15 protein-coding genes, 4 tRNA genes, 3 rRNA genes and 1 other annotated feature are annotated in these 22,165 nt (G+C 45.6%); of the genes, 7 read left to right on the forward strand and 15 right to left on the reverse strand.

Features of this window, described 5'->3' with window-relative positions:
• The first annotated feature begins 159 nt into the window (after nucleotides 1-159).
• Together yegQ and OO778_RS13675 are read left to right on the forward strand one after the other, a co-directional pair.
• The gene (gene yegQ, locus OO778_RS13670; RefSeq protein WP_104971298.1) at nucleotides 160-1,560 is read left to right on the forward strand and encodes a tRNA 5-hydroxyuridine modification protein YegQ; all 1,401 of its coding nucleotides are present in this window, start codon (nucleotides 160-162) and stop codon (nucleotides 1,558-1,560) included.
• Between the two features lie 2 nt (nucleotides 1,561-1,562).
• Nucleotides 1,563-1,817 carry a YfhL family 4Fe-4S dicluster ferredoxin gene (locus OO778_RS13675; RefSeq protein WP_031780214.1) on the forward strand — a complete coding sequence of 85 codons (255 nt, stop codon included), beginning with the start codon at nucleotides 1,563-1,565 and terminating at the stop codon, nucleotides 1,815-1,817.
• A gap of 42 nt (nucleotides 1,818-1,859) precedes the next feature.
• On the opposite strand, the gene OO778_RS13680 is transcribed toward OO778_RS13675, so the two are convergent.
• From OO778_RS13680 to rluD, 13 genes are all read right to left on the reverse strand, one after another.
• The gene (locus OO778_RS13680; RefSeq protein WP_005391608.1) at nucleotides 1,860-2,168 is read right to left on the reverse strand and encodes a hypothetical protein; all 309 of its coding nucleotides are present in this window, start codon (nucleotides 2,166-2,168) and stop codon (nucleotides 1,860-1,862) included.
• Between the two features lie 322 nt (nucleotides 2,169-2,490).
• Nucleotides 2,491-3,315: a penicillin-insensitive murein endopeptidase gene (gene mepA / locus OO778_RS13685; RefSeq protein ID WP_264910018.1), complete on the reverse strand. Its 825-nt coding sequence runs from the start codon at nucleotides 3,313-3,315 to the stop codon at nucleotides 2,491-2,493.
• 12 nt (nucleotides 3,316-3,327) lie between these two features.
• Entirely contained in the window at nucleotides 3,328-3,660 is a 333-nt protein-coding gene (locus OO778_RS13690; protein ID WP_005391613.1) for a DUF1904 domain-containing protein, read from the reverse strand.
• A 344-nt stretch (nucleotides 3,661-4,004) separates the two neighbouring features.
• Nucleotides 4,005-4,081, reverse strand: a tRNA-Trp gene (locus tag OO778_RS13695).
• Nucleotides 4,082-4,116: 35 nt separating this feature from the next.
• A tRNA-Asp gene (locus tag OO778_RS13700) sits at nucleotides 4,117-4,193 on the reverse strand.
• A 46-nt stretch (nucleotides 4,194-4,239) separates the two neighbouring features.
• Nucleotides 4,240-4,356: ribosomal RNA gene (gene rrf, locus OO778_RS13705) — 5S ribosomal RNA — on the reverse strand.
• Between the two features lie 93 nt (nucleotides 4,357-4,449).
• Nucleotides 4,450-7,339 (reverse strand): 23S ribosomal RNA (locus tag OO778_RS13710).
• A gap of 302 nt (nucleotides 7,340-7,641) precedes the next feature.
• A tRNA-Glu gene (locus OO778_RS13715) sits at nucleotides 7,642-7,717 on the reverse strand.
• 11 nt (nucleotides 7,718-7,728) lie between these two features.
• Nucleotides 7,729-7,804, reverse strand: a tRNA-Ala gene (locus tag OO778_RS13720).
• Between the two features lie 95 nt (nucleotides 7,805-7,899).
• A 16S ribosomal RNA gene (locus OO778_RS13725) occupies nucleotides 7,900-9,452 on the reverse strand.
• The 16S, 23S and 5S rRNA genes sit together here with 4 tRNA genes alongside, the layout of an rRNA operon.
• 507 nt (nucleotides 9,453-9,959) lie before the next feature.
• A complete protein-coding gene (gene clpB / locus OO778_RS13730; RefSeq protein WP_005397478.1) occupies nucleotides 9,960-12,533 on the reverse strand; it encodes an ATP-dependent chaperone ClpB in 2,574 nt (857 codons plus the stop codon).
• 144 nt (nucleotides 12,534-12,677) lie between these two features.
• Entirely contained in the window at nucleotides 12,678-13,406 is a 729-nt protein-coding gene (gene pgeF / locus OO778_RS13735) for a peptidoglycan editing factor PgeF (protein ID WP_074192068.1), read from the reverse strand.
• A 1-nt stretch (nucleotide 13,407) separates the two neighbouring features.
• Nucleotides 13,408-14,385, reverse strand: a complete 978-nt coding sequence (gene rluD / locus OO778_RS13740; protein WP_005385913.1) for a 23S rRNA pseudouridine(1911/1915/1917) synthase RluD — start codon at nucleotides 14,383-14,385, stop codon at nucleotides 13,408-13,410.
• Between the two features lie 136 nt (nucleotides 14,386-14,521).
• Here rluD and OO778_RS13745 point away from each other — a divergent pair, with 136 nt between their 5' ends.
• From OO778_RS13745 to yjjX, 5 genes are all read left to right on the forward strand, one after another.
• Complete coding sequence (locus tag OO778_RS13745) at nucleotides 14,522-15,250, forward strand: outer membrane protein assembly factor BamD (RefSeq protein ID WP_006743118.1); 729 nt, start codon at nucleotides 14,522-14,524, stop codon at nucleotides 15,248-15,250.
• Nucleotides 15,251-15,395: 145 nt separating this feature from the next.
• Complete coding sequence (locus OO778_RS13750) at nucleotides 15,396-16,877, forward strand: lytic transglycosylase F (RefSeq protein ID WP_309474336.1); 1,482 nt, start codon at nucleotides 15,396-15,398, stop codon at nucleotides 16,875-16,877.
• Between the two features lie 325 nt (nucleotides 16,878-17,202).
• Entirely contained in the window at nucleotides 17,203-17,529 is a 327-nt protein-coding gene (raiA, locus tag OO778_RS13755; protein WP_005397484.1) for a ribosome-associated translation inhibitor RaiA, read from the forward strand.
• A 108-nt stretch (nucleotides 17,530-17,637) separates the two neighbouring features.
• Nucleotides 17,638-17,759: a sequence feature (Phe leader region), on the forward strand.
• A gap of 12 nt (nucleotides 17,760-17,771) precedes the next feature.
• The gene (gene pheA / locus OO778_RS13760) at nucleotides 17,772-18,950 is read left to right on the forward strand and encodes a prephenate dehydratase (RefSeq protein WP_005397485.1); all 1,179 of its coding nucleotides are present in this window, start codon (nucleotides 17,772-17,774) and stop codon (nucleotides 18,948-18,950) included.
• A 24-nt stretch (nucleotides 18,951-18,974) separates the two neighbouring features.
• Nucleotides 18,975-19,508, forward strand: a complete 534-nt coding sequence (yjjX, locus tag OO778_RS13765) for an inosine/xanthosine triphosphatase (protein WP_047009123.1) — start codon at nucleotides 18,975-18,977, stop codon at nucleotides 19,506-19,508.
• 110 nt (nucleotides 19,509-19,618) lie between these two features.
• On the opposite strand, the gene trpR is transcribed toward yjjX, so the two are convergent.
• Both trpR and sltY read right to left on the reverse strand, forming a co-directional pair.
• Nucleotides 19,619-19,927 (reverse strand): trp operon repressor, encoded by a 309-nt coding sequence (gene trpR, locus OO778_RS13770; RefSeq protein WP_047009122.1) that lies wholly within the window; start codon nucleotides 19,925-19,927, stop codon nucleotides 19,619-19,621.
• Nucleotides 19,928-19,940: 13 nt separating this feature from the next.
• Nucleotides 19,941-21,878: a murein transglycosylase gene (gene sltY, locus OO778_RS13775; protein ID WP_264910026.1), complete on the reverse strand. Its 1,938-nt coding sequence runs from the start codon at nucleotides 21,876-21,878 to the stop codon at nucleotides 19,941-19,943.
• Between the last annotated feature and the right edge of the window lie 287 nt (nucleotides 21,879-22,165).

A 22,165-nucleotide genomic window follows, 5' to 3' on the forward strand; every position in this document is an offset into this window, starting at 1 on the left:
ATAAAGGTTAACCATAACGCCCTCACTTTTTTTGAGGGCGTTTTTCTATCTGAAGCACAATTATCCTAGTCACAGTTCACATTTTGACGTAAAATTTGCGCCCCATTTCCATTAGGTGGAATTGGCCTGACTTGTGATCAGATAAAAGAGAATTGAGCAATGACAACTGAGAAAGCATTCGTACCTGAGCTACTGTCTCCTGCGGGAAGCCTGAAAAACATGCGTTACGCATTCGCCTACGGCGCAGATGCAGTTTACGCTGGCCAACCTCGCTACAGCCTCCGCGTACGTAACAATGAGTTTAACCACGAAAACCTAAAAATCGGTATCGATGAAGCGCATGCTCTAGGCAAAAAGCTTTATGTGGTATGTAACATTCAACCACACAACTCGAAGCTAAAAACCTTCATCCGTGATCTTAAGCCAATCGTAGAGATGGGTCCTGACGCATTGATCATGTCAGATCCAGGCCTAATCATGATGGTTCGTGAAGCTTTCCCAGAAATGCCAATTCACCTTTCTGTACAAGCAAACGCAGTAAACTGGGCGACTGTTAAGTTCTGGGCAGCGAATGGCGTGGAGCGTGTGATCGTTTCTCGCGAACTATCTTTAGAAGAAATCGAAGAAATTCGTGAGCATTGTCCTGAAACTGAACTTGAAGTATTCGTTCACGGTGCATTATGCATGGCTTATTCTGGTCGTTGCCTACTTTCTGGTTACATCAACAAACGTGATCCTAACCAAGGCACTTGCACTAACGCGTGCCGTTGGGAATACAAAGTGGAAGAAGGCAAAGAAAACGACGCTGGTGATATCGTAGAGAAATTTGATCCGTCTGAAGCGCAGCCTGTCGAAATACAAGACGAACGCCCTGAAACCACAATTGGCCGTGGTAAACCAACGGATGAAGTCGTTCTACTTTCTGAAGCGCACCGTCCAGAAGAAAAAATGGCAGCGTACGAAGATGAACATGGTACTTACATCATGAACTCTAAAGACCTGCGAGCAGTGCAGCATGTTGAGCGCCTAACCAAGATGGGTGTGCACTCGCTGAAAATCGAAGGTCGTACTAAATCATTCTATTACTGTGCTCGTACTGCACAGGTTTACCGCAAAGCAATTGATGACGCTGTAGCAGGCCGACCATTTGATGAAAGCCTAATGGGCACACTAGAGAGCCTAGCTCACCGTGGCTATACCGAAGGCTTCCTACGTCGTCATACTCACGACACCTACCAGAATTACGATTACGGCTACTCAGTCTCTGATGCTCAACAGTTTGTCGGTGAGTTCACTGGTAAACGTCGTGGCGATATGGCTGAAGTAGAAGTGAAAAATAAGTTCCTTGTCGGTGATAGTCTTGAGCTAATGACGCCAAAAGGTAATGTTGTTTTCACGCTAGAAGCAATGGAAAACCGTAAGTCAGAGTCTATCGAGGATGCCAAAGGGAATGGTCACTTCGTCTTCATTCCAGTACCAGCAGATCTAGATTTAGAATACGGTCTATTGATGCGTAACTTAAACTCAGGGCAGGACACCCGTAACCCGACTGGTAAGTAATCATGGCTTTGCTCATTACTGACAAATGCATTAACTGCGACATGTGTGATCCCGAATGCCCCAATGGGGCAATCAGCATGGGAGAAAGCATTTTCGAAATTGACCCAGCTCTATGTACAGAGTGTAAGGGACATTACGAAAAGCCGACCTGTCAGTCAGTGTGCCCGATTACAAAATGCATTATCACAGACCCGGATCATGTAGAAACAGAAGAGCAGTTACTGGAGAAATTCGTGATTATTCAAGGGTTAGCATAAGAACAAGTAGGTTCAACTTTGGAGACAAAGTTGAACCTTTTTTTAACCCGACTTTTCAATAGGATAGATATTACAAAACAACTCTTTTTCAAAATGAGACTCTAACCGATCTCGCCAATTTTCAGCTTGGGAAACCGGCACAAGATAAAAGTTTTCTCGGCTCGTGTCCGTAACGAAAGCCATTCCATATTGCATCAGCTCGTAATGCACATCATTAACAAATCCGGGATCAAGACGCTGACGTCCTGTCAGGTGGTTTACATCAACCCGAGTCAATAAGACCCCTTTCGTTTCACTGCTAAATCTGTGTCTTAACCACTCTGCAAATTCTTTTGCACAAATCATAGTCATGGTTTTATCCTTGATTTACTCTTCTAGCAGGAGAAGTATCCATTCCTGCCTCACACACTTGTCTGCCTCGTTATTGCTTCGCTAGCCAACTGACAGACATATTGCTAAGAAACCAAAGTATCGTGACGAAAGATCTTTCTAAACAGAGAAGTTACGACTTATCTATACTACAACTCTTTGTTTAATTTAGATTTCTATATTATGTCACCAAAACTAATTAGGTTAGTTTTTGTATTGGTATTATTCACTGTAGACAAAAGTATGATGTTTCTCCAGTTTCATAAAAGAGATACGTAAGGGAATATAAACCTATAGAGTCACTCTAGTTAGTAGAGATAAGTGATTGGCATTGCGGTGGAATCGCTTTTTTTTGCTTGGGCTTAGCAATAACTTTCGCAGACGGAGGCTTAACTTTCGGTCCCCAACTAGCAAGCTCTACCCCGCAACCATCACCAGCGGGAGGCAGAGGTTGTTCAACACAATAGCCACTCGACTCAGGACAAGATAACCTGACGTGGAAGTGGTAATGATGCCCCCACCAAGGGCGAACTTTACGTAACCAAGAACGTTCTTTGCCTTCTTCTTGCGAGCAAAGCTGCTCCTTAATGACAGGATGTACAAAAATTCGTGCAACATCCTCACTCTGTGCAGCATATCGAATCAGCCTAAAGTGCCTATCTTCCCAGCGATGGTTAAGTATGGAATAACCTTTTAAGTCCACCACACTCATTGGCTTAGGGAGTTGTAATTCGTTATAAGAAAGCGGTTGGTCAGCGAGTCTTAACCAGATATCAATATCTAACCCAGTTTGGTGACTAGAATGGCCAGAAGAAAACCTTCCTCCTCTTGGTAAAGACAGGTCACCTATAAGCAGCGTTGTGTTGAGATTTTGATTAGCTTTAAGCGCTAGGTTTTCAATAAACTCTATCGTTTTAGGGTGCCCATAGTAGCGTTTCGTTTTACTACGTAAAACTTGATAACCAACGCCATCAAGAGGCAAAGGTAATGCACCATCCAAACAACCGTTAGCATAGCTACCAATAGAGGAAGAAGAATTTTGGGTAGGATTAGCAACAGACTCCCAAGGAGTAGAGTATACAGAAGCTGAGAAACATAAACCCAAAGATACAATGAAACTCAGCTTCATAGATTTTAGCCTTTAGTAGTGTTCGCCATTATCGTAATAAGCTTTAGGGGATAAAGCTGAAAAGATAACTGCAACATCAATATCCGCACCAGCAATACCACGAACTTGCTGTGTAATAAGCTTAGCAACTTTATCTTGTACTTCCTGACCACGATCAAACCAAAGCACTTCGACAAAAGGATATGCAGCACTCACCTCGCCCTCATTGAAAAACGTAGTGTAGATATACTCAAAAGTAAAATCCTCACGCGGACAGTCCATCAGAGGCTGAAGTTCATCCGTCAGAGGCTTTGATAGTGCCTGAACAGCTTGCGGCTCTACAGCACGGAATCGAAAATGTGGCATAAACTTACTTCCTAATTATTATCATTAACTCATGATAATAACAGGAACCAAGTCAGTAATCATCCAAGCCAATGTAACCACTAACCTTTTCTATACACGTCATATAGATCAAGTAGTAAATCAACTAGCTCACTAACGAAGAATAATGGGAGTATGAACAGAGGTAAGAAGGGGTAAAATGATACACCGAAGCTTAGTGACGCAATCTATTGCAAGGGAAATAGAATGGCTTAAGTCACCGATGTAATATGTTCTTAAGATCAATGTGTATCAGATATCGACAACTATTCGAACTATTCGTTAGAAATGAAAAAGGCTCTGACCTAAGTCAGAGCCTTGATATATGGCAGGGGTGGAGAGATTCGAACTCCCAACACGCGGATTTGGAATCCGCTGCTCTGCCAATTGGAGCTACACCCCTATAGTTCGTGTTTAATGAGACGACGCTCAAATAAGTGGCGGAGTGGACGGGACTCGAACCCGCGACCCCCGGCGTGACAGGCCGGTATTCTAACCAACTGAACTACCACTCCGCAGTGGTATCACTCGCTTGTAATCAGCAAGTGTCCAAAATTTAAAGCCTGGCGATGTCCTACTCTCACATGGGGAAGCCCCACACTACCATCGGCGCTATTTCGTTTCACTTCTGAGTTCGGCATGGAAATCAGGTGGGTCCAAAACGCTATGGTCGCCAAGCAAATTCTTTAATCTGGAAAGCTGTTTCTTAATTCTCGTTCTTACACATTCAACGTTCTTTCATTGAGTCCATCAAAACCCCTTGGGTGTTGTATGGTTAAGCCTCACGGGCAATTAGTACAGGTTAGCTCAACGCCTCACAACGCTTACACACCCTGCCTATCAACGTCGTAGTCTACGACAACCCTTTAGGATACTTAAAGTATCAGGGAGAACTCATCTCAAGGCTCGCTTCCCGCTTAGATGCTTTCAGCGGTTATCGATCCCGAACTTAGCTACCGGGCAATGCGTCTGGCGACACAACCCGAACACCAGAGGTTCGTCCACTCCGGTCCTCTCGTACTAGGAGCAGCCCCTTTCAATTCTCCAACGCCCACGGCAGATAGGGACCGAACTGTCTCACGACGTTCTAAACCCAGCTCGCGTACCACTTTAAATGGCGAACAGCCATACCCTTGGGACCGACTTCAGCCCCAGGATGTGATGAGCCGACATCGAGGTGCCAAACACCGCCGTCGATATGAACTCTTGGGCGGTATCAGCCTGTTATCCCCGGAGTACCTTTTATCCGTTGAGCGATGGCCCTTCCATTCAGAACCACCGGATCACTATGACCTGCTTTCGCACCTGCTCGAATTGTCATTCTCGCAGTCAAGCGGGCTTATGCCATTGCACTAACCTCACGATGTCCAACCGTGATTAGCCCACCTTCGTGCTCCTCCGTTACGCTTTGGGAGGAGACCGCCCCAGTCAAACTACCCACCAGGCACTGTCCGCAACCCCGATGAGGGGTCGACGTTAGAACATCAACACTACAAGGGTGGTATTTCAAGGACGGCTCCACGCAATCTAGCGACTGCGCTTCAAAGCCTCCCACCTATCCTACACATGTAGGGTCAATGTTCAGTGCCAAGCTGTAGTAAAGGTTCACGGGGTCTTTCCGTCTAGCCGCGGGTACACTGCATCTTCACAGCGATTTCAATTTCACTGAGTCTCGGGTGGAGACAGCGTGGCCATCATTACGCCATTCGTGCAGGTCGGAACTTACCCGACAAGGAATTTCGCTACCTTAGGACCGTTATAGTTACGGCCGCCGTTTACCGGGGCTTCGATCAAGAGCTTCGACCGAAGTCTAACCCCATCAATTAACCTTCCGGCACCGGGCAGGCGTCACACCGTATACGTCATCTTGCGATTTTGCACAGTGCTGTGTTTTTAATAAACAGTTGCAGCCACCTGGTATCTGCGACTCTCAATAGCTCCATCCGCGAGGGACTTCACCGTCGAGAGCGTACCTTCTCCCGAAGTTACGGTACCATTTTGCCTAGTTCCTTCACCCGAGTTCTCTCAAGCGCCTTGGTATTCTCTACCCGACCACCTGTGTCGGTTTGGGGTACGATTCCTTACAATCTGAAGCTTAGAGGCTTTTCCTGGAAGCATGGCATCAATGACTTCACATCCGTAGATGCTCGACGTCGTGTCTCAGCCTTAAAGAGAGCCGGATTTACCTAACTCTCAAGCCTACGCACTTGAACCTGGACAACCGTCGCCAGGCCCACCTAGCCTTCTCCGTCCCCCCATCGCAATTGTAAGAAGTACGGGAATATTAACCCGTTTCCCATCGACTACGCCTTTCGGCCTCGCCTTAGGGGTCGACTTACCCTGCCCCGATTAACGTTGGACAGGAACCCTTGGTCTTCCGGCGAGGAGGTTTTTCACCCCCTTTATCGTTACTCATGTCAGCATTCGCACTTCTGATACGTCCAGCATGCGTTACCACACACCTTCAACCGCTTACAGAACGCTCCCCTACCCAATACTCAAAGAGTATTGCCGCAGCTTCGGTTTACTACTTAGCCCCGTTACATCTTCCGCGCAGGCCGACTCGACCAGTGAGCTATTACGCTTTCTTTAAATGATGGCTGCTTCTAAGCCAACATCCTGGCTGTCTGAGCCTTCCCACATCGTTTCCCACTTAGTAGTAATTTGGGACCTTAGCTGGCGGTCTGGGTTGTTTCCCTCTCCACGACGGACGTTAGCACCCGCCGTGTGTCTCCCGGATAGTACTTACTGGTATTCGGAGTTTGCAAAGGGTTGGTAAGTCGGGATGACCCCCTAGCCTTAACAGTGCTCTACCCCCAGTAGTATTCGTCCGAGGCGCTACCTAAATAGCTTTCGGGGAGAACCAGCTATCTCCAGGTTTGATTGGCCTTTCACCCCTAGCCACAAGTCATCCGCTAATTTTTCAACATTAGTCGGTTCGGTCCTCCAGTTGATGTTACTCAACCTTCAACCTGCCCATGGCTAGATCACCTGGTTTCGGGTCTATATCCAGAGACTGAACGCCCAGTTAAGACTCGGTTTCCCTACGGCTCCCCTAGATGGTTAACCTTGCCACTGAATATAAGTCGCTGACCCATTATACAAAAGGTACGCAGTCACAGGACAAAGCCTGCTCCTACTGCTTGTACGTACACGGTTTCAGGTTCTATTTCACTCCCCTCACAGGGGTTCTTTTCGCCTTTCCCTCACGGTACTGGTTCACTATCGGTCAGTCAGTAGTATTTAGCCTTGGAGGATGGTCCCCCCATATTCAGACAGGATATCACGTGTCCCGCCCTACTCGATTTCACTGAATATGCGTCGTCAGTTACGGGGCTATCACCCTGTATCGCCAAGCTTTCCAGCTTGTTCACCTAACGCCTATAAAGCTTAAGGGCTAGTCCAATTTCGCTCGCCGCTACTTTCGGAATCTCGGTTGATTTCTTTTCCTCGGGGTACTTAGATGTTTCAGTTCCCCCGGTTCGCCTCGTTATGCTATGTATTCACATAACGATACTTACTTATGTAAGTGGGTTTCCCCATTCGGAAATCCCAGACTCAAGTGGTTTTTACTACCTAATCTGGGCTTATCGCAAGTTAATACGTCCTTCATCGCCTCTGACTGCCAAGGCATCCACCGTGTACGCTTAGTCACTTAACCATACAACCCGAAGGAGTTTCGAGTTGATGTTCAAATCACCAAAGTTGTCTCTCATTATTTGAATGAGCGAGAGACATATCGATTTTGCCGGACTCATCTCTTTACCTTCATTTTTAGAAAAAATGAAAACAAAAAGCCAAGAACACTTGAATGTGTTTTTTGGTGTTTATCTTTCGATAAACATTGAGAACTTTACAAACAACAATAAATTGTTGTTTTGTCAGCTTTCCAAATTGTTAAAGAGCTAATCACTTCAAAGAAGTAACCATTTTTAAGAACACTTAAGTAAATGCGCTTAAAGATGGTATCCCGTAGGGGAGTCGAACCCCTGTTACCGCCGTGAAAGGGCGGTGTCCTAGGCCTCTAGACGAACGGGACACAGAAGTATGTGGTGGAGCTAATCGGGATCGAACCGATGACCTCTTCGCTGCCAGCGAAGCGCTCTCCCAGCTGAGCTATAGCCCCACATAAATTGCTTCAGCATTTTATGCAGAACCAATTTTGCTCTGAAATCTAAACCATATCAATCTGTGTGAACACTCATCGCAATAATCATCGTATAAGGAGGTGATCCAGCGCCAGGTTCCCCTAGCGCTACCTTGTTACGACTTCACCCCAGTCATGAACCACAAAGTGGTAAGCGTCCCCCCGAAGGTTAAACTACCTACTTCTTTTGCAGCCCACTCCCATGGTGTGACGGGCGGTGTGTACAAGGCCCGGGAACGTATTCACCGTGGCATTCTGATCCACGATTACTAGCGATTCCGACTTCATGGAGTCGAGTTGCAGACTCCAATCCGGACTACGACGCACTTTTTGGGATTCGCTCACTTTCGCAAGTTGGCCGCCCTCTGTATGCGCCATTGTAGCACGTGTGTAGCCCTACTCGTAAGGGCCATGATGACTTGACGTCGTCCCCACCTTCCTCCGGTTTATCACCGGCAGTCTCCCTGGAGTTCCCGACATTACTCGCTGGCAAACAAGGATAAGGGTTGCGCTCGTTGCGGGACTTAACCCAACATTTCACAACACGAGCTGACGACAGCCATGCAGCACCTGTCTCAGAGTTCCCGAAGGCACCAATCCATCTCTGGAAAGTTCTCTGGATGTCAAGAGTAGGTAAGGTTCTTCGCGTTGCATCGAATTAAACCACATGCTCCACCGCTTGTGCGGGCCCCCGTCAATTCATTTGAGTTTTAATCTTGCGACCGTACTCCCCAGGCGGTCTACTTAACGCGTTAGCTCCGAAAGCCACGGCTCAAGGCCACAACCTCCAAGTAGACATCGTTTACGGCGTGGACTACCAGGGTATCTAATCCTGTTTGCTCCCCACGCTTTCGCATCTGAGTGTCAGTATCTGTCCAGGGGGCCGCCTTCGCCACCGGTATTCCTTCAGATCTCTACGCATTTCACCGCTACACCTGAAATTCTACCCCCCTCTACAGTACTCTAGTCTGCCAGTTTCAAATGCTATTCCGAGGTTGAGCCCCGGGCTTTCACATCTGACTTAACAAACCACCTGCATGCGCTTTACGCCCAGTAATTCCGATTAACGCTCGCACCCTCCGTATTACCGCGGCTGCTGGCACGGAGTTAGCCGGTGCTTCTTCTGTCGCTAACGTCAAACAACGCCGCTATTAACGACGCCGCCTTCCTCACGACTGAAAGTACTTTACAACCCGAAGGCCTTCTTCATACACGCGGCATGGCTGCATCAGGCTTGCGCCCATTGTGCAATATTCCCCACTGCTGCCTCCCGTAGGAGTCTGGACCGTGTCTCAGTTCCAGTGTGGCTGATCATCCTCTCAGACCAGCTAGGGATCGTCGCCTTGGTGAGCCCTTACCTCACCAACTAGCTAATCCCACCTAGGCATATCCTGACGCGAGAGGCCCGAAGGTCCCCCTCTTTGGCCCGTAGGCATCATGCGGTATTAGCCATCGTTTCCAATGGTTATCCCCCACATCAGGGCAATTTCCTAGGCATTACTCACCCGTCCGCCGCTCGACGCCGTTATCGTTCCCCGAAAGTTCAGATAACTCGTTTCCGCTCGACTTGCATGTGTTAGGCCTGCCGCCAGCGTTCAATCTGAGCCATGATCAAACTCTTCAATTTAAGATTTTGTTCGGCTCAATGAATACTGAACATTACATAAGTAATGTTTGAATTGACTGTGCTGAATCCGAAGATTCAATGGTCACTTCGTTTCATTGAAACCTAATTTGATACCGAAGTATCTAATTGGATTATCATCAACGAGTGCCCACACAGATTGATAGGTCTATATTTTTAAAGAGCACACTTTGAACTTCTCTTCAAAGTGGACGGCCATTTTAGCTAGATAACTTATCGTGTCAAACACTTTTTTTAAGTTATTTATCTGCGAGTTAATTCTTAACTCACTGACCTTGTTGTCTAGGCTTCGCTTAACTTGCTTTCCCTTGACAACGGAGGCGCATTATAGGGCGTTCATTAAGGAACACAAGTGCATTTTTAAAAAAAACTCACCTTTTTAGTTCATTCGTATAGAAAACAGGCAAAAGGTTCTAAAACATTATAGAAAAGGGGCCAAATGGCCCCTTGAATGTGATTTTTATCTCATTTCTTATTGTATCTGTGCAATTACTGATGGGCACGAATTTGGTCATTAGTAACGATTAGCTGCACTTTCTTGTCTGGAACAATTTCACCAGAAAGAATCGATTTGGCTAATGGGTTCTCGACATTCTGTTGAATTGCGCGTTTTAAAGGACGCGCACCATATACAGGGTCGAAACCAACTTGAGCGATCAAATCGAGTGCTTTGTCAGAAACCTCGAGTTGATATCCTTTTTCTTCTAGTCGTTTCGCCAAACGTTCTAATTGAATAGAAGCGATAGACTTGATGTGTTCTTGACCAAGTGGATGGAACACCACGATTTCGTCAACACGGTTCAAGAACTCAGGACGGAAGTGTTTGCTAACCACATCCATTACTTCACTCTTGATACCTTGATAGTCTAATGTTGCGAAATTCTCTTGGATACGAGATGAACCCAAGTTCGATGTCATGATCACAACGGTATTACGGAAGTCAACAGTACGACCTTGACCATCCGTTAAACGCCCATCATCGAGAACTTGCAGCAGAATGTTAAATACATCCGGATGCGCTTTCTCTACTTCATCTAACAAAATCACCGAATACGGCTTGCGACGAACCGCTTCCGTTAAGTAACCACCCTCTTCATATCCGACATAGCCGGGAGGCGCACCCACCAATCTTGCCACTGAGTGTTTCTCCATGAACTCAGACATGTCGATACGGACCATCGCATCTTCGCTGTCGAACATAAAGCTCGCAAGTGTCTTACAAAGCTCTGTTTTACCTACACCAGTTGGACCTAAGAATAAGAAGGAGCCAATTGGTCGGTTTGGATCAGAAAGCCCAGCTCGACTACGACGAATGGCATTCGATACAACAGAGACCGCTTCGCTTTGCCCTACCACACGATTATGCAGTACGTCTTCCATACGAAGTAGTTTCTCTTTTTCCGCTTCTAGCATCTTGGATACTGGGATGCCAGTTTGCTTAGAAAGTACTTCTGCAATCTCGTTGTCGGTTACTTTATTACGCAATAGTGTCATTTCCTGCATTTCCGCTTGGGTTGCAAGATCTAACTGCTTCTCAAGTTCAGGAATACGACCATATTGAAGTTCCGACATGCGGTTTAAATCACCAGCTCGGCGAGCAAACTCCATGTCCATACGAGCTTGTTCAAGCTCAGACTTAATATGTTGAGTGCCAGAAAGTGCGGCTTTTTCTGTATTCCAAACCTCTTCTAGTTCAGCGTACTCACGTTCTTTTTCATTGAGTTCTTCATTAAGCGCTTTCAAACGCTTTTCACTCGCTTCGTCGTGCTCGTTACTAAGCGCCTGTTGCTCAATCTTAAGTTGGATAATTTTACGTTCAAGCTTATCTAATGACTCTGGCTTAGAGTCAATTTGTAAACGAATGCTTGAAGCCGCTTCGTCGATTAAGTCGATCGCTTTATCTGGCAGTTGACGGTCAGAAACATAACGATGTGACAAACTCGCCGCTGCAACAATCGCTGGGTCAGTAATTTCAACGTGATGATGAAGCTCATAACGCTCCTTCAAGCCACGTAAAATCGCCACGGTATCCTCAACGGTCGGCTCATCCACCAGCACTTTTTGGAAACGACGTTCTAACGCCGCATCTTTTTCGATGTACTGACGATATTCATCCAGTGTTGTTGCGCCAACACAGTGCAGTTCACCACGGGCTAATGCAGGTTTGAGCATGTTCCCCGCATCCATTGAGCCTTCACCTTTACCCGCACCAACCATAGTGTGGAGCTCGTCGATAAACAGAATGACATTACCTTCTTCTTTAGCGAGTTCATTCAATACCGACTTCAAGCGCTCTTCAAATTCACCACGGTACTTAGCACCAGCAACCAGTGCACCCATATCTAATGACAGCACACGGCGACCACGCAGACCCTCTGGCACTTCATTGTTGACAATGCGCTGAGCTAAGCCTTCAACAATTGCGGTCTTACCTACGCCAGGTTCACCGATGATCACAGGGTTGTTTTTAGTACGGCGCTGCAATACTTGGATGGTACGGCGAATTTCATCATCACGGCCGATAACCGGATCCAGTTTGCCCTGTTCTGCTCGCTCGGTAAGGTCAATGGTGAACTTTTCCAATGCTTGGCGAAGCTCTTCTGCATTCGGATCATTAACCTTTTGACCACCTCTGATCTTTTCGATTGCTTGGCTAACTTTTTGCTCTGTTAAACCGATCTCTTTGAGTAATTGCCCCAATGGTCCGCGATCTTCTAAAGCAGCAAGCAGGAAGATTTCAGACGAGATATAGGAGTCTTGACGCTTTTGCGCCACTTTGTCACACAGGTTAAACAACGTGCCCATCGAACTAGAGAGCTGTACATCTCCACCGATGCCACTGACTTTTGGTAATCTATCTAGCATTTCACTCAATTTAGAGCGTAAATGCGTTACGTCCACATCCAGCATAGTAAGCAATGGACGAATTGGACTGCCATTTTGGTCAAGCAAAGCCACCATTAGGTGAACTGGCTCGATATATTGATGATCGCGCCCTAACGCTAGTGATTGAGCATCAGAGATAGCGATTTGAAACTTACTTGTGAATCGATCAAGACGCATATCTACCTTCCTAACCTCAACTAAAGGAAATTCTTTTGACAGTTAGAAAGATGGATACTCAGAGGAGGAATTTCAAGGGAGTGAATGAATAAAGATAGCTTTGCAAAAATAGCACTATGCATCTTGGCACTTTAGTGCTTATAACTAATCTTCAATCCAAATAAAGGTTGCTTGTCGACCAGTTTTACCATCACGGCGATACGAATAAAAAGAGGCTTTATCTTGGTAAGTACAAAGTCCAGAGTCAAACACTTGTGTCACTCCAGCTCGATTTAGACGTTGCGTTGCCAGCTTTGACATATCAGCCAACCATTTACCTTTAGCCTCTCGTGGCATAAAAGCTTGATGTGCCAGAGAATCGACATCAACAAAAGCTTGCAGAACATCTTCACCGACTTCAAAAGCTTCAGGCCCAATAGCAGGCCCAAGCCACGCTATCACTTCACCTGAGAACAACGCTAATGCATTTTCGACAATACCATTTGCTAAGCCGCGCCAACCTGCATGAACGGCAGCGACCTGCGTGCCTTGTGTATTAGTCAATAATACAGGTAGACAATCGGCGGTCATCGCTGAACAAACAACATGGCTTGAAGAAGTAAATACACCGTCCGCATCAAGCACTTGTGTTGTCGGTTCATTTGCTTGAGCCACAACGGTTGAATGCGTTTGGTTTAACCAGATTGGCGCATGGGGCATGTTCGCCTGCTGCGCCAACCAAGCTCGGTTCTTCTCTACTAAAGACAAATCATCCCCAACGTGAGTACCTAAATTTAGCCCTTGATAAGGGCCTGTCGAAAAACCGCCTATGCGTGTTGAGGCAAAAGCTTTGACATTTTTAGGCGCACGCCAATTCGGAATGATTGTCTTCATCTTAGAACTCTTCCGGTAAACCGTGCTCTTCCGTATCTTGACGAAGCGCTTCAGTCATCGCCACCATGTCATCAGGCACAGGGGCATGGAACTCAAGTACTTCTCCCGTAATTGGATGTTCAAAGCGTAGCATTACGGCGTGCAATGCTTGGCGATCGAAGCCACGGATCATTGCCGTTAGCTCTTCAGAAGCACCTGTCGGGATGCGAGCACGTCCACCATATGCAATATCACCGAGCAGCGGATGCTGAAGGTAAGACATGTGCACACGGATCTGGTGCGTACGACCCGTTTCAAGACGCAGACGGATACGTGTGTGTTCGCGGAAACGCTCAGCGACACGGTAGTGCGTTACCGCTGGTTTACCCATTGGTGCTACCGCCATAAGCGTGCGCTTGGTAGAATGACGACCAATAGGTTGGTCCACTTTACCACCCGCTGTCATACGACCAATAGCGATTGCTTCGTACTCACGAGTAATATTACGTTTTTGCAGTGCGCGAACCAGGCGAGTTTGTGCTGGTACAGTTTTCGCCACCACCATCAGCCCCGTTGTGTCTTTATCCAGACGGTGCACAATGCCCGCACGAGGCACTTCTGCGATATCAGGGTAATGATGCAACAACGCATTAAGCACCGTACCATCTGGCGTACCGGCACCTGGGTGAACCACAAAGTCACGAGGCTTATTGATAACGATAATATCGTCATCTTCAAAAACGATATCTAGCGGGATATCTTGCGCTTCCCAGCGTTCTTCATCTTCTAACTCGGCTTGCAATGTAATTTCCTCGCCACCCATTACTTTGGTGCGAGGTTTGGTGACAACTTCACCATTAACTTGAACTTTCCCATCAAGCAGCCACTCTTTCAGGCGCGAGCGAGAGAAGTCCGCGAATAATTCGGCGATAGCTTGGTCTAAACGTTGACCTAATTGGCTATCTTTTACGGTATTTGTTAATACAATCTGCTGAGCCATATCGAACTTTTTTAAAAACTGTGAGACTAATGCTCACGACTGTGAAAAAATAGACTATTACGTCATTGTATCTGTTACTGGAAAGAAAGTAACGGCAGCTTAAGAAATATTTAGATTCAAGGAACAGACTCCTGATATGAAACGTCAGACTTTAACAGGCCTTTTAGCGGTATCCCTTCTGTTTGGATGTGCAAGCAAAGAAGAAATCGTTCCTGATGTGCCGCCTTCGGAACTGTATGCAGACGCACAGATTTCTCTTCAAAGTGGTAATTGGCTTTCTGCAATTGAGAAACTGGAAGCATTAGACTCACGTTACCCATTCGGTGCCTACTCAGAACAGGTGCAGCTTGACCTAATCTATGCGTACTACAAAAACGACGACCTTGCTTTGGGCTTGGCAACCATTTCTCGATTTATGCGTTTAAACCCAACCCATGAAAAAATGGACTGGGTACTGTACATGCGCGGCCTAAGCCATATGGCGCAAGATCGTAACTTTATGCATGATCTGTTCAGCGTAGATCGAAGCGATCGCGATCCTGAGCCAGTAAAAAAAGCGTTTGATGACTTCAAAAAACTGCTTCAACGCTACCCGAACAGCCCATACGCAGAAGATTCACAAAAACGCATGGTTGCGCTGAAAAACCGCCTAGCGAACTATGACTTAGCGACGGCTGACTTCTACCTCCGCCGTGAAGCCTGGGTAGCTGCAATTAATCGCAGCCAAGAGCTACAAAAAGCATTCCCAGACACAGAAGCGGCACGTAAGTCACTGACTATCCAGCTAGAGGCCTACAAGCAACTCGGTTTGGAAGACGCAGTAGCAAGAACTGAAAAGCTCATCGAGCTCAACCCTGTGAAGTAACTGAGCTGCTTCAAACTAAACCGCCACCGTTTTTACCGTGGCGGTTTTTTATTACCCGCAATAGCGTCTTCTGCCCTTTCTTGATGATCTACGGGGCTCTACATATGCTTAAAGTTCCCCCTCCCCTTTATAAAAGGATGTGAACGTGACGATACCTAAGCTATGCGCAGTTATGCTGCTCTTATTGTCTGCTTCCGTTTGCGCACTGCAAATATCACCACTCAAGCAACCTCCTTACACTGGGGATCTCGATGTCATTAAAGAGAAGAATGTTTTACGTGTCCTCGTTTCTGCTGATCTAGGCTTCTATTACATTGAAGGCGGTACACCAAAAGGAATAGGTGCAGAACTCCTGGCGCATTTCGAAAAAGACCTTCGTAAGCTCAAACCGAAACTTAACGTACAAATTATTCCTCTAGCCCGTGACCAACTTCTGCCAGCCTTAGAAAATGGCTCCGGTGATCTAGTCGTAGCCAATCTGACCATTACCAGCACACGTAAACAGAAAGTCGATTTTAGTTCACCCATTCTTACTGGTATTGACGAGTGGATAGTCACGAACAAAAGCACACCAGCCATGACTAACATTGAGCAACTGAGCGGCAAAGAGGTTTGGGTACGTGCCAGTTCTAGCTACTTTGAGAGTATTCAAGCACTAAATAAGAAGCTAAATAAAAAAGGCTTGCCACCCGTTGTCGTACATTTTATTGAAGAAACACTGCAAGACTACGAACTGGTTGGGATGCTCAATAACGGCTACGTCAAAGCCATTGTTCTCGATAGCCATAAAGCCAAACTTTGGCTGAAAGTGATGGATGATATTCGAGCTCACCCAGAAATTCCTATTCGTGAAAATGGTAAAATCGCTTGGGCAATGCGGGAAAACAGCCCAAGTTTGAAAGCCGTCGTGAACAAGTTTATTCAGAAATCTCGTTCTGGGACACTGCTCGGTAACGTCATTTACGGAAAATACATCGATAACACAGGTTGGCTAAACAAAGCCCTTAACCCCAACAAAATTGATCAACTAGAAAAGCTTGCTACGTTGTTTTCACGCTATGGTGAGAAGTACGATATCGACTATTTACTGATCGCAGCCGTCGCTTATAAAGAGTCCGGCTTTAATAACGACCTCGTTGGAAGTCGAGGTGCAGTCGGCATAATGCAAGTTCTACCCAGCACGGCTCGAGACCCTAATATCAATATCAAAAACGTTCGGCAGCTAGAAAACAATATTCATGCTGGCGTGAAGTATTTAGCATTTTTGCGTAAGCAGTACTTCAGTGATCCTGCTATTACGGCGGAAAATAAACTCTACTTTACCTTAGCTGCTTACAATGCTGGCCCCGGGAATGTAGAACGAATTCGTAAACGTGCAGCCCAGCAAGGCTACGATCCTAATGTTTGGTTCAATAACGTGGAAGTCGTTATGCGGAAAAGTTTAAGCTCAACGGTTGGATACGTTACCAGTATTAATCGCTATTACGTTATATACAAACAGCTAGAAAGTTTGGACCAGGTCAAAAGTCTAGAGCGGGTATCACTAGCTCCAAAGGATCCCGTCTTCATGATACCGCTACGAAAAGTCAGTCAAACGCCAGACACAAAAAAGCCGCTTGTACAATAAGCGGCTTTGTAAATAAATTCGTCTGAGAGACTCAGTGACTGTCATCACACTTTACGTATAGTTAAATTTTAACCACCTCTAATATTAGGCCGTAAAACTTCCCTAAAAACGAAGACGTTTTCAGCTTAGTACTCTATCCAATCTACGGATTTACTAACCGATAACAAGCAATTTCACGATAAATCTCAGCAGATCTTGAGTGAGATCACATTCATTTTTCATCATAAAAACCCCGAACAAAATAATGATCTAAATCACATTTTTTTATGCTTAAAGCGGTAATCTGAACTCAACCCATGAGGGATGCAACAGAGGAAAAACACTTATGACAATGAATATCACTGGCAAAAACATCGAAATCACCTCTGCAATCCGAGCTCATATTGAGAGCAAGTTTAAAAAACTGGAGAAATGGCAAGTAGACCTAATTGGTTGCCAAGCAACTTTCAGTGAGGAACCAAACAAACAGAAGAAATTCGAAGCGGTTATTAAAGTTCCTAAAGGCCAGCTCATTGCCTCAGCAACTCACGAAGATCTTTACGCAGCTATCAACGAAGTGGAGCAAAAACTAGAACGACAATTGAACAAGCTGACCCACAAACCTGAAGCTCGACGTGCAAATAAGCCTGAGCTAGTGGAAGAAGAAGAGTAAACTGACCAGATTGAGGAAATAGCGCCGAAAGGCGCTATTTTTTTGCTTGACGCTCTCCCCTGCCTTGCTTATTGTGTTTAAACACTCATAAATTAAGCACTATTTATGCATTTAACCTCACTGTTTATTTTTGACTTCTTTTTCCTCCCATAGTCGGAGGGGCGAACTCGTTTGTGAAAGAAAAGTCAAAAACAAACAGAAAGCCTCCCAAATCGGGAGGCTTTTTTATAAGGAAAGAATTGATGACTGACCAACCTATTTCCCTCGAAGAAATTCGTTTGCGCTTGAATGAGCTGGATGACCAACTTCTCAGCTTATTGTCTGAGCGCCGTAAACTCAGCATTGAAGTAGCCAAAAGTAAAGTACAAACCTCAAAACCCGTTCGTGATGCCGTTCGAGAACAACAACTATTAGTTAAGCTGATTTCTAATGGCCGAGATAAATATGAACTCGACGCGCAGTACATCACTAAACTTTTCCATACCATCATTGAAGACTCTGTGCTTCTTCAGCAAAGTTACCTGCAAAACCTCGTTAACCCGCAACAAAGTCGTAAGCCACTTGCTCGCGTCGCTTTCTTAGGAGCCAAAGGCTCTTACTCGCACTTGGCAAGCCGCGAATACTTCAGCCGTAAAAATACAGAACTTATCGAGCTCAACTGCGAACACTTCAAAGAAGTGACTCAAACAGTAGAATCGGGCCATGCTGATTATGGTGTTCTGCCTATCGAAAACACCAGTTCAGGCTCTATTAATGAAGTGTATGACCTACTACAACACACGACGCTGTACATCGTTGGAGAGCTAACTCAACCAATCGAGCACTGCTTGGTTGCGAAAAAAGACATTCGTCTGGAAAACATTAAAACGCTGTATTCACATCCTCAGCCACACCAACAGTGCAGTGAGTTTTTAAGCCGTATGAAAGGTGTAAAACTGGAGTCTTGCGCCAGCACGGCAGATGCAATGCAAAAAGTCCAAGAGATGGATCGTGATGATGTTGCTGCAATTGGTAATGCATCAAGCGGTAAGCTATACGGCTTGCAAGCAATTCAAGGCAACATCGCAAACCAAACTGAGAACCATACTCGTTTTATCGTGGTTGCTCGCAAACCAGTTGAGGTTTCAACTCAGATTCCAGCAAAAACCACCTTGATTATGTCGACCTCCCAAGAGGCTGGCTCATTGGTTGAAACACTATTAGTGCTGCAACGTTACGGTATCAATATGACCAAGCTAGAATCACGTCCAATTATGGGGAACCCATGGGAAGAAATGTTCTACGTAGACTTGGAATCTCATCTTGCTTCGACAGAAATGCAACAGGCACTAGAAGAGCTAACAAAAATCACTAAACACTTGAAAGTATTAGGCTGTTACCCTAGTGAGAACGTAAAGCCTACCCAAGTGAAATTGAGTTAATAGACACCTGTGAGTAAAAAGATCATGGCAACCCAAAAAGTCGTAATCGCATCGCTAAACCCAGCTAAAATTAATGCCGTTCAAAGTGCATTTAACAGTGCATTTCCGCACCAAGAGTTCAACTTCGTTGGCGTCAGTGTACCGAGTGAGGTCGCAGCTCAACCTATGACTGATGAAGAAACTCATCGCGGTGCACTAAACCGCGTTAAAAACGCAAAAGTAGAGATGCCAAACGCGGATTACTATGTCGGACTTGAAGCGGGAATTGAAACAAACGTGACGTTTGCGTGGATGGTGATTGAGTCGAATACTCACCGTGGTGAATCTCGCTCTGCGAGCTTAATGCTGCCGCCTAAAGTATTGGACAAACTCAAGCATGCGAATGAGCTGGGAGATGTCATGGATGAGGTGTTTGGTACCGAGAACATCAAACAGAAAGGTGGTGCCATCAGCCTGCTCACCCAAAACCAGCTGACTCGAAGTTCGGTTTACCATCAAGCCTTGATTCTGGCTCTGATTCCATTCACAAACTCTGAGCACTTCCCTTCAAATTTATAACGCTCATCCTATTCGCTAGGTACGAAAAAGGGCGGATATTTCCGCCCTTTTTAACACGTTATCTTAACCACTTGTGATACCAATACCTAAAAGCGAATTGGAATCACTGACTACTTAGATACCGCAACTTGCTCTAACAAAACCTTGAGTTTGTCTTTCTCTTCATCAGATTTAGACTTTAACTCGTTAGAACCACGAGTAATAGTGGCAATACCCACGCCAAGCATCTGGCTGATCTGACGTTGAGATAATTCTCCTTTAAGAAGCTCGTTAATAATATTAACGCGTGATATTAATGATTCTCTCTCATCACGTGACATCAGCATGGTTAACAGAATGTCATCTTGCTCACTGTCCATGCTAGTTCGAATTAGCTCAATAATCTGTTGCCAGTCTTTGTACTCGGGTTCGTGCGACATCAAGTTACCTCACTCAATACTTGGTATTGATCTCATGTTGATTCAAGAACGCGCCATCGATACCCAAAAGATCACGGTAATATGTTTCAAACATCAGGATGTTTTGTACATAACCGCGTGTCTCTCTAAATGGAATTGCCTCAATAAAGGCATAAGCATCCACTTTTCCTTGGGTACGCTCTCGCCACGTTTTTACTCTGTTAGGACCTGCATTATAAGCAGCAAGAGCAAAAATACGATTATTATCGTAATCCTCTAATAAGCCTTGCAAATAATGGCTACCAATTTCGATATTTTTGCCCACATTGTAGAGGTCCTGCGTACCTTGATAACTCAACTTATATTTACGTGCTGTGTACTTTGCTGTTGCGGGCATGATCTGCATAAGACCACGAGCACCAACTGGAGAACGGGCTTCGACATCCAACGCACTTTCCTGTCGAGCTAGGGACATCATCGTCACGGGATCTATGTTGTGTTTTTTTGCATAAAAGTTAAACCACCAGCGATGCGCAATCGGGAACCTCAGTTCGATATTATCCCACATCTGCGCTTGAATACTCGCGGTCACCGTTAGGTTATGCCAACGCTTAGAAGACGCATAAGCCGCCAACATCGCCTTTTCATCTTTCCCTACGCGGCGCAATAAATGTGCCCATTCACTTTTCGCTGCTGCAATTTTGTCCGTCGCGATCAACTCTTCAATACGAACTAACGAGTCTTGATAGGGTTGAACCACTCGCTTATCAAACTTAACCGTATGCGTAGGGTATTTGATTGATTGTCCAATCGCATTAGCGGCTGCCACACTATAAAAGTTTCGCTGCCCGACCAAAGTCGCTAAACGCTGTTTCCCTGCGATGTCATCACCTAACGCAATTTCACTTCGTCCAAGCCAGTATTGCCAGCGAAGCGACGCTTGCTCTTCTTTATTGAGAACGGCAATCCACTCTTGTACGCCCTTCCAATCCGCGTTCTGAATCGCTAAGCGAATGCGAGTTTCAATGAGCGGTAAGTACTGGCTGGTTTTCGTTTTATCATCGCGCCACTTAGATAGTGACTCAGACTCAGTACGGGTCAATCGAAATGCGATATAGTCAGCCAGGGCTTGCGCCTTTTCTGGAGAAAACTTCTGCCCTTTAATGACGGTATCATACGCACTCTGCGCTTGACTGGTATTCATGCGAGCTAGCTTTTCCAACGCATATTCGCTTTGCGCTCGATTAAAATCATTAGCCGGTTTTTTCTTCGCGAACTCCGCAACGCTTGAAGGGTTATCAAACAACGCCTTCATTTCTTTCGCTTGTTGCCTTGCCTGCGAGGATTTAGGCAGTTTAAGTAAGTAACTCATCAAACTGCCATTACGAGCATCAAACGCCAGTAGCATACGCTGGAGGATCAATTCATCAGTACGTTCACCTGCCTTGTCCCATGCTGCGAATAATGGATCGCACTCATCGGCAATACTTCTGCCACGCAACCACATATGCTCAGCCCCTTTAAACGCGGCGACTTTCTTACCTTGCTCTAACTGAGCCACGTAGAAAATACATTGGTAACGCTCGCCACTTGGAATGACTTTTTGAAACTCAGTAATGGTTTTCCAATCTTTTTGCTTATAAAGATGGTTGAGGTATGGAGCGCGAACACGACGAGAAAAAGGAAACGACTCGTACTCCGAAATAAATTCGTTCACCTGCTGTGGCGACTTTTCCGGTAACTTTCTAATAAATGTTCGGTAGTCCACATAAGGCGTCAGTGGATAGTCAGAAATTTTAGGACGGATCGAAAGGTATCCGTCGATGTCATTTTTATCTAATAAATCTTGAGCTTGCTCATAAACTTCACGCTGCTTTTCCAAGCTCAGCGCAGCATTAGTACTCAAACTCATCGCACACAGCGCGGCGGCGCAGCATACGTTTTTAGCCAATTCAGATACGTTGAATCTCATTTGTGTCATTTTCCCCAGACATATACTGCCCCAAAGCCTCGTTTTGTTAGCGTTCATGTGATGTTAAGGCAATTTTCACACATGCATCTATTTACACAGAATGCAGATGTCCATGTAAAGCAACTTAGTGTATTAAAAATTGTACTCGTGAAACTTTTAAGACGATGGAGACAAGGAGTTCCTAACTTGTGCAGAAAGCACTTCGTCATTTATAACGAATAACAAAAGTGTATACCCTAACCGTGTAAGTTTCCGGTCAGCTCAAAATAAGAAATCCATTCGAAAGG

It is taken from the genome of Vibrio sp. STUT-A16, from assembly GCF_026000495.1.
Lineage (GTDB): Bacteria > Pseudomonadota > Gammaproteobacteria > Enterobacterales > Vibrionaceae > Vibrio > Vibrio diabolicus.

Coding starts and splice junctions, on each gene's coding strand:
- yegQ (WP_104971298.1), top strand. CDS start 160: ATGACAACTGAGAAAGCATTCGTACCTGAGCTACTGTCTCCTGCGGGA.
- OO778_RS13675 (WP_031780214.1), top strand. CDS start 1,563: ATGGCTTTGCTCATTACTGACAAATGCATTAACTGCGACATGTGTGAT.
- OO778_RS13680 (WP_005391608.1), bottom strand. CDS start 2,168: ATGACTATGATTTGTGCAAAAGAATTTGCAGAGTGGTTAAGACACAGA.
- mepA (WP_264910018.1), bottom strand. CDS start 3,315: ATGAAGCTGAGTTTCATTGTATCTTTGGGTTTATGTTTCTCAGCTTCT.
- OO778_RS13690 (WP_005391613.1), bottom strand. CDS start 3,660: ATGCCACATTTTCGATTCCGTGCTGTAGAGCCGCAAGCTGTTCAGGCA.
- clpB (WP_005397478.1), bottom strand. CDS start 12,533: ATGCGTCTTGATCGATTCACAAGTAAGTTTCAAATCGCTATCTCTGAT.
- pgeF (WP_074192068.1), bottom strand. CDS start 13,406: ATGAAGACAATCATTCCGAATTGGCGTGCGCCTAAAAATGTCAAAGCT.
- rluD (WP_005385913.1), bottom strand. CDS start 14,385: ATGGCTCAGCAGATTGTATTAACAAATACCGTAAAAGATAGCCAATTA.
- OO778_RS13745 (WP_006743118.1), top strand. CDS start 14,522: ATGAAACGTCAGACTTTAACAGGCCTTTTAGCGGTATCCCTTCTGTTT.
- raiA (WP_005397484.1), top strand. CDS start 17,203: ATGACAATGAATATCACTGGCAAAAACATCGAAATCACCTCTGCAATC.
- pheA (WP_005397485.1), top strand. CDS start 17,772: ATGACTGACCAACCTATTTCCCTCGAAGAAATTCGTTTGCGCTTGAAT.
- yjjX (WP_047009123.1), top strand. CDS start 18,975: ATGGCAACCCAAAAAGTCGTAATCGCATCGCTAAACCCAGCTAAAATT.
- trpR (WP_047009122.1), bottom strand. CDS start 19,927: ATGTCGCACGAACCCGAGTACAAAGACTGGCAACAGATTATTGAGCTA.
- sltY (WP_264910026.1), bottom strand. CDS start 21,878: ATGAGATTCAACGTATCTGAATTGGCTAAAAACGTATGCTGCGCCGCC.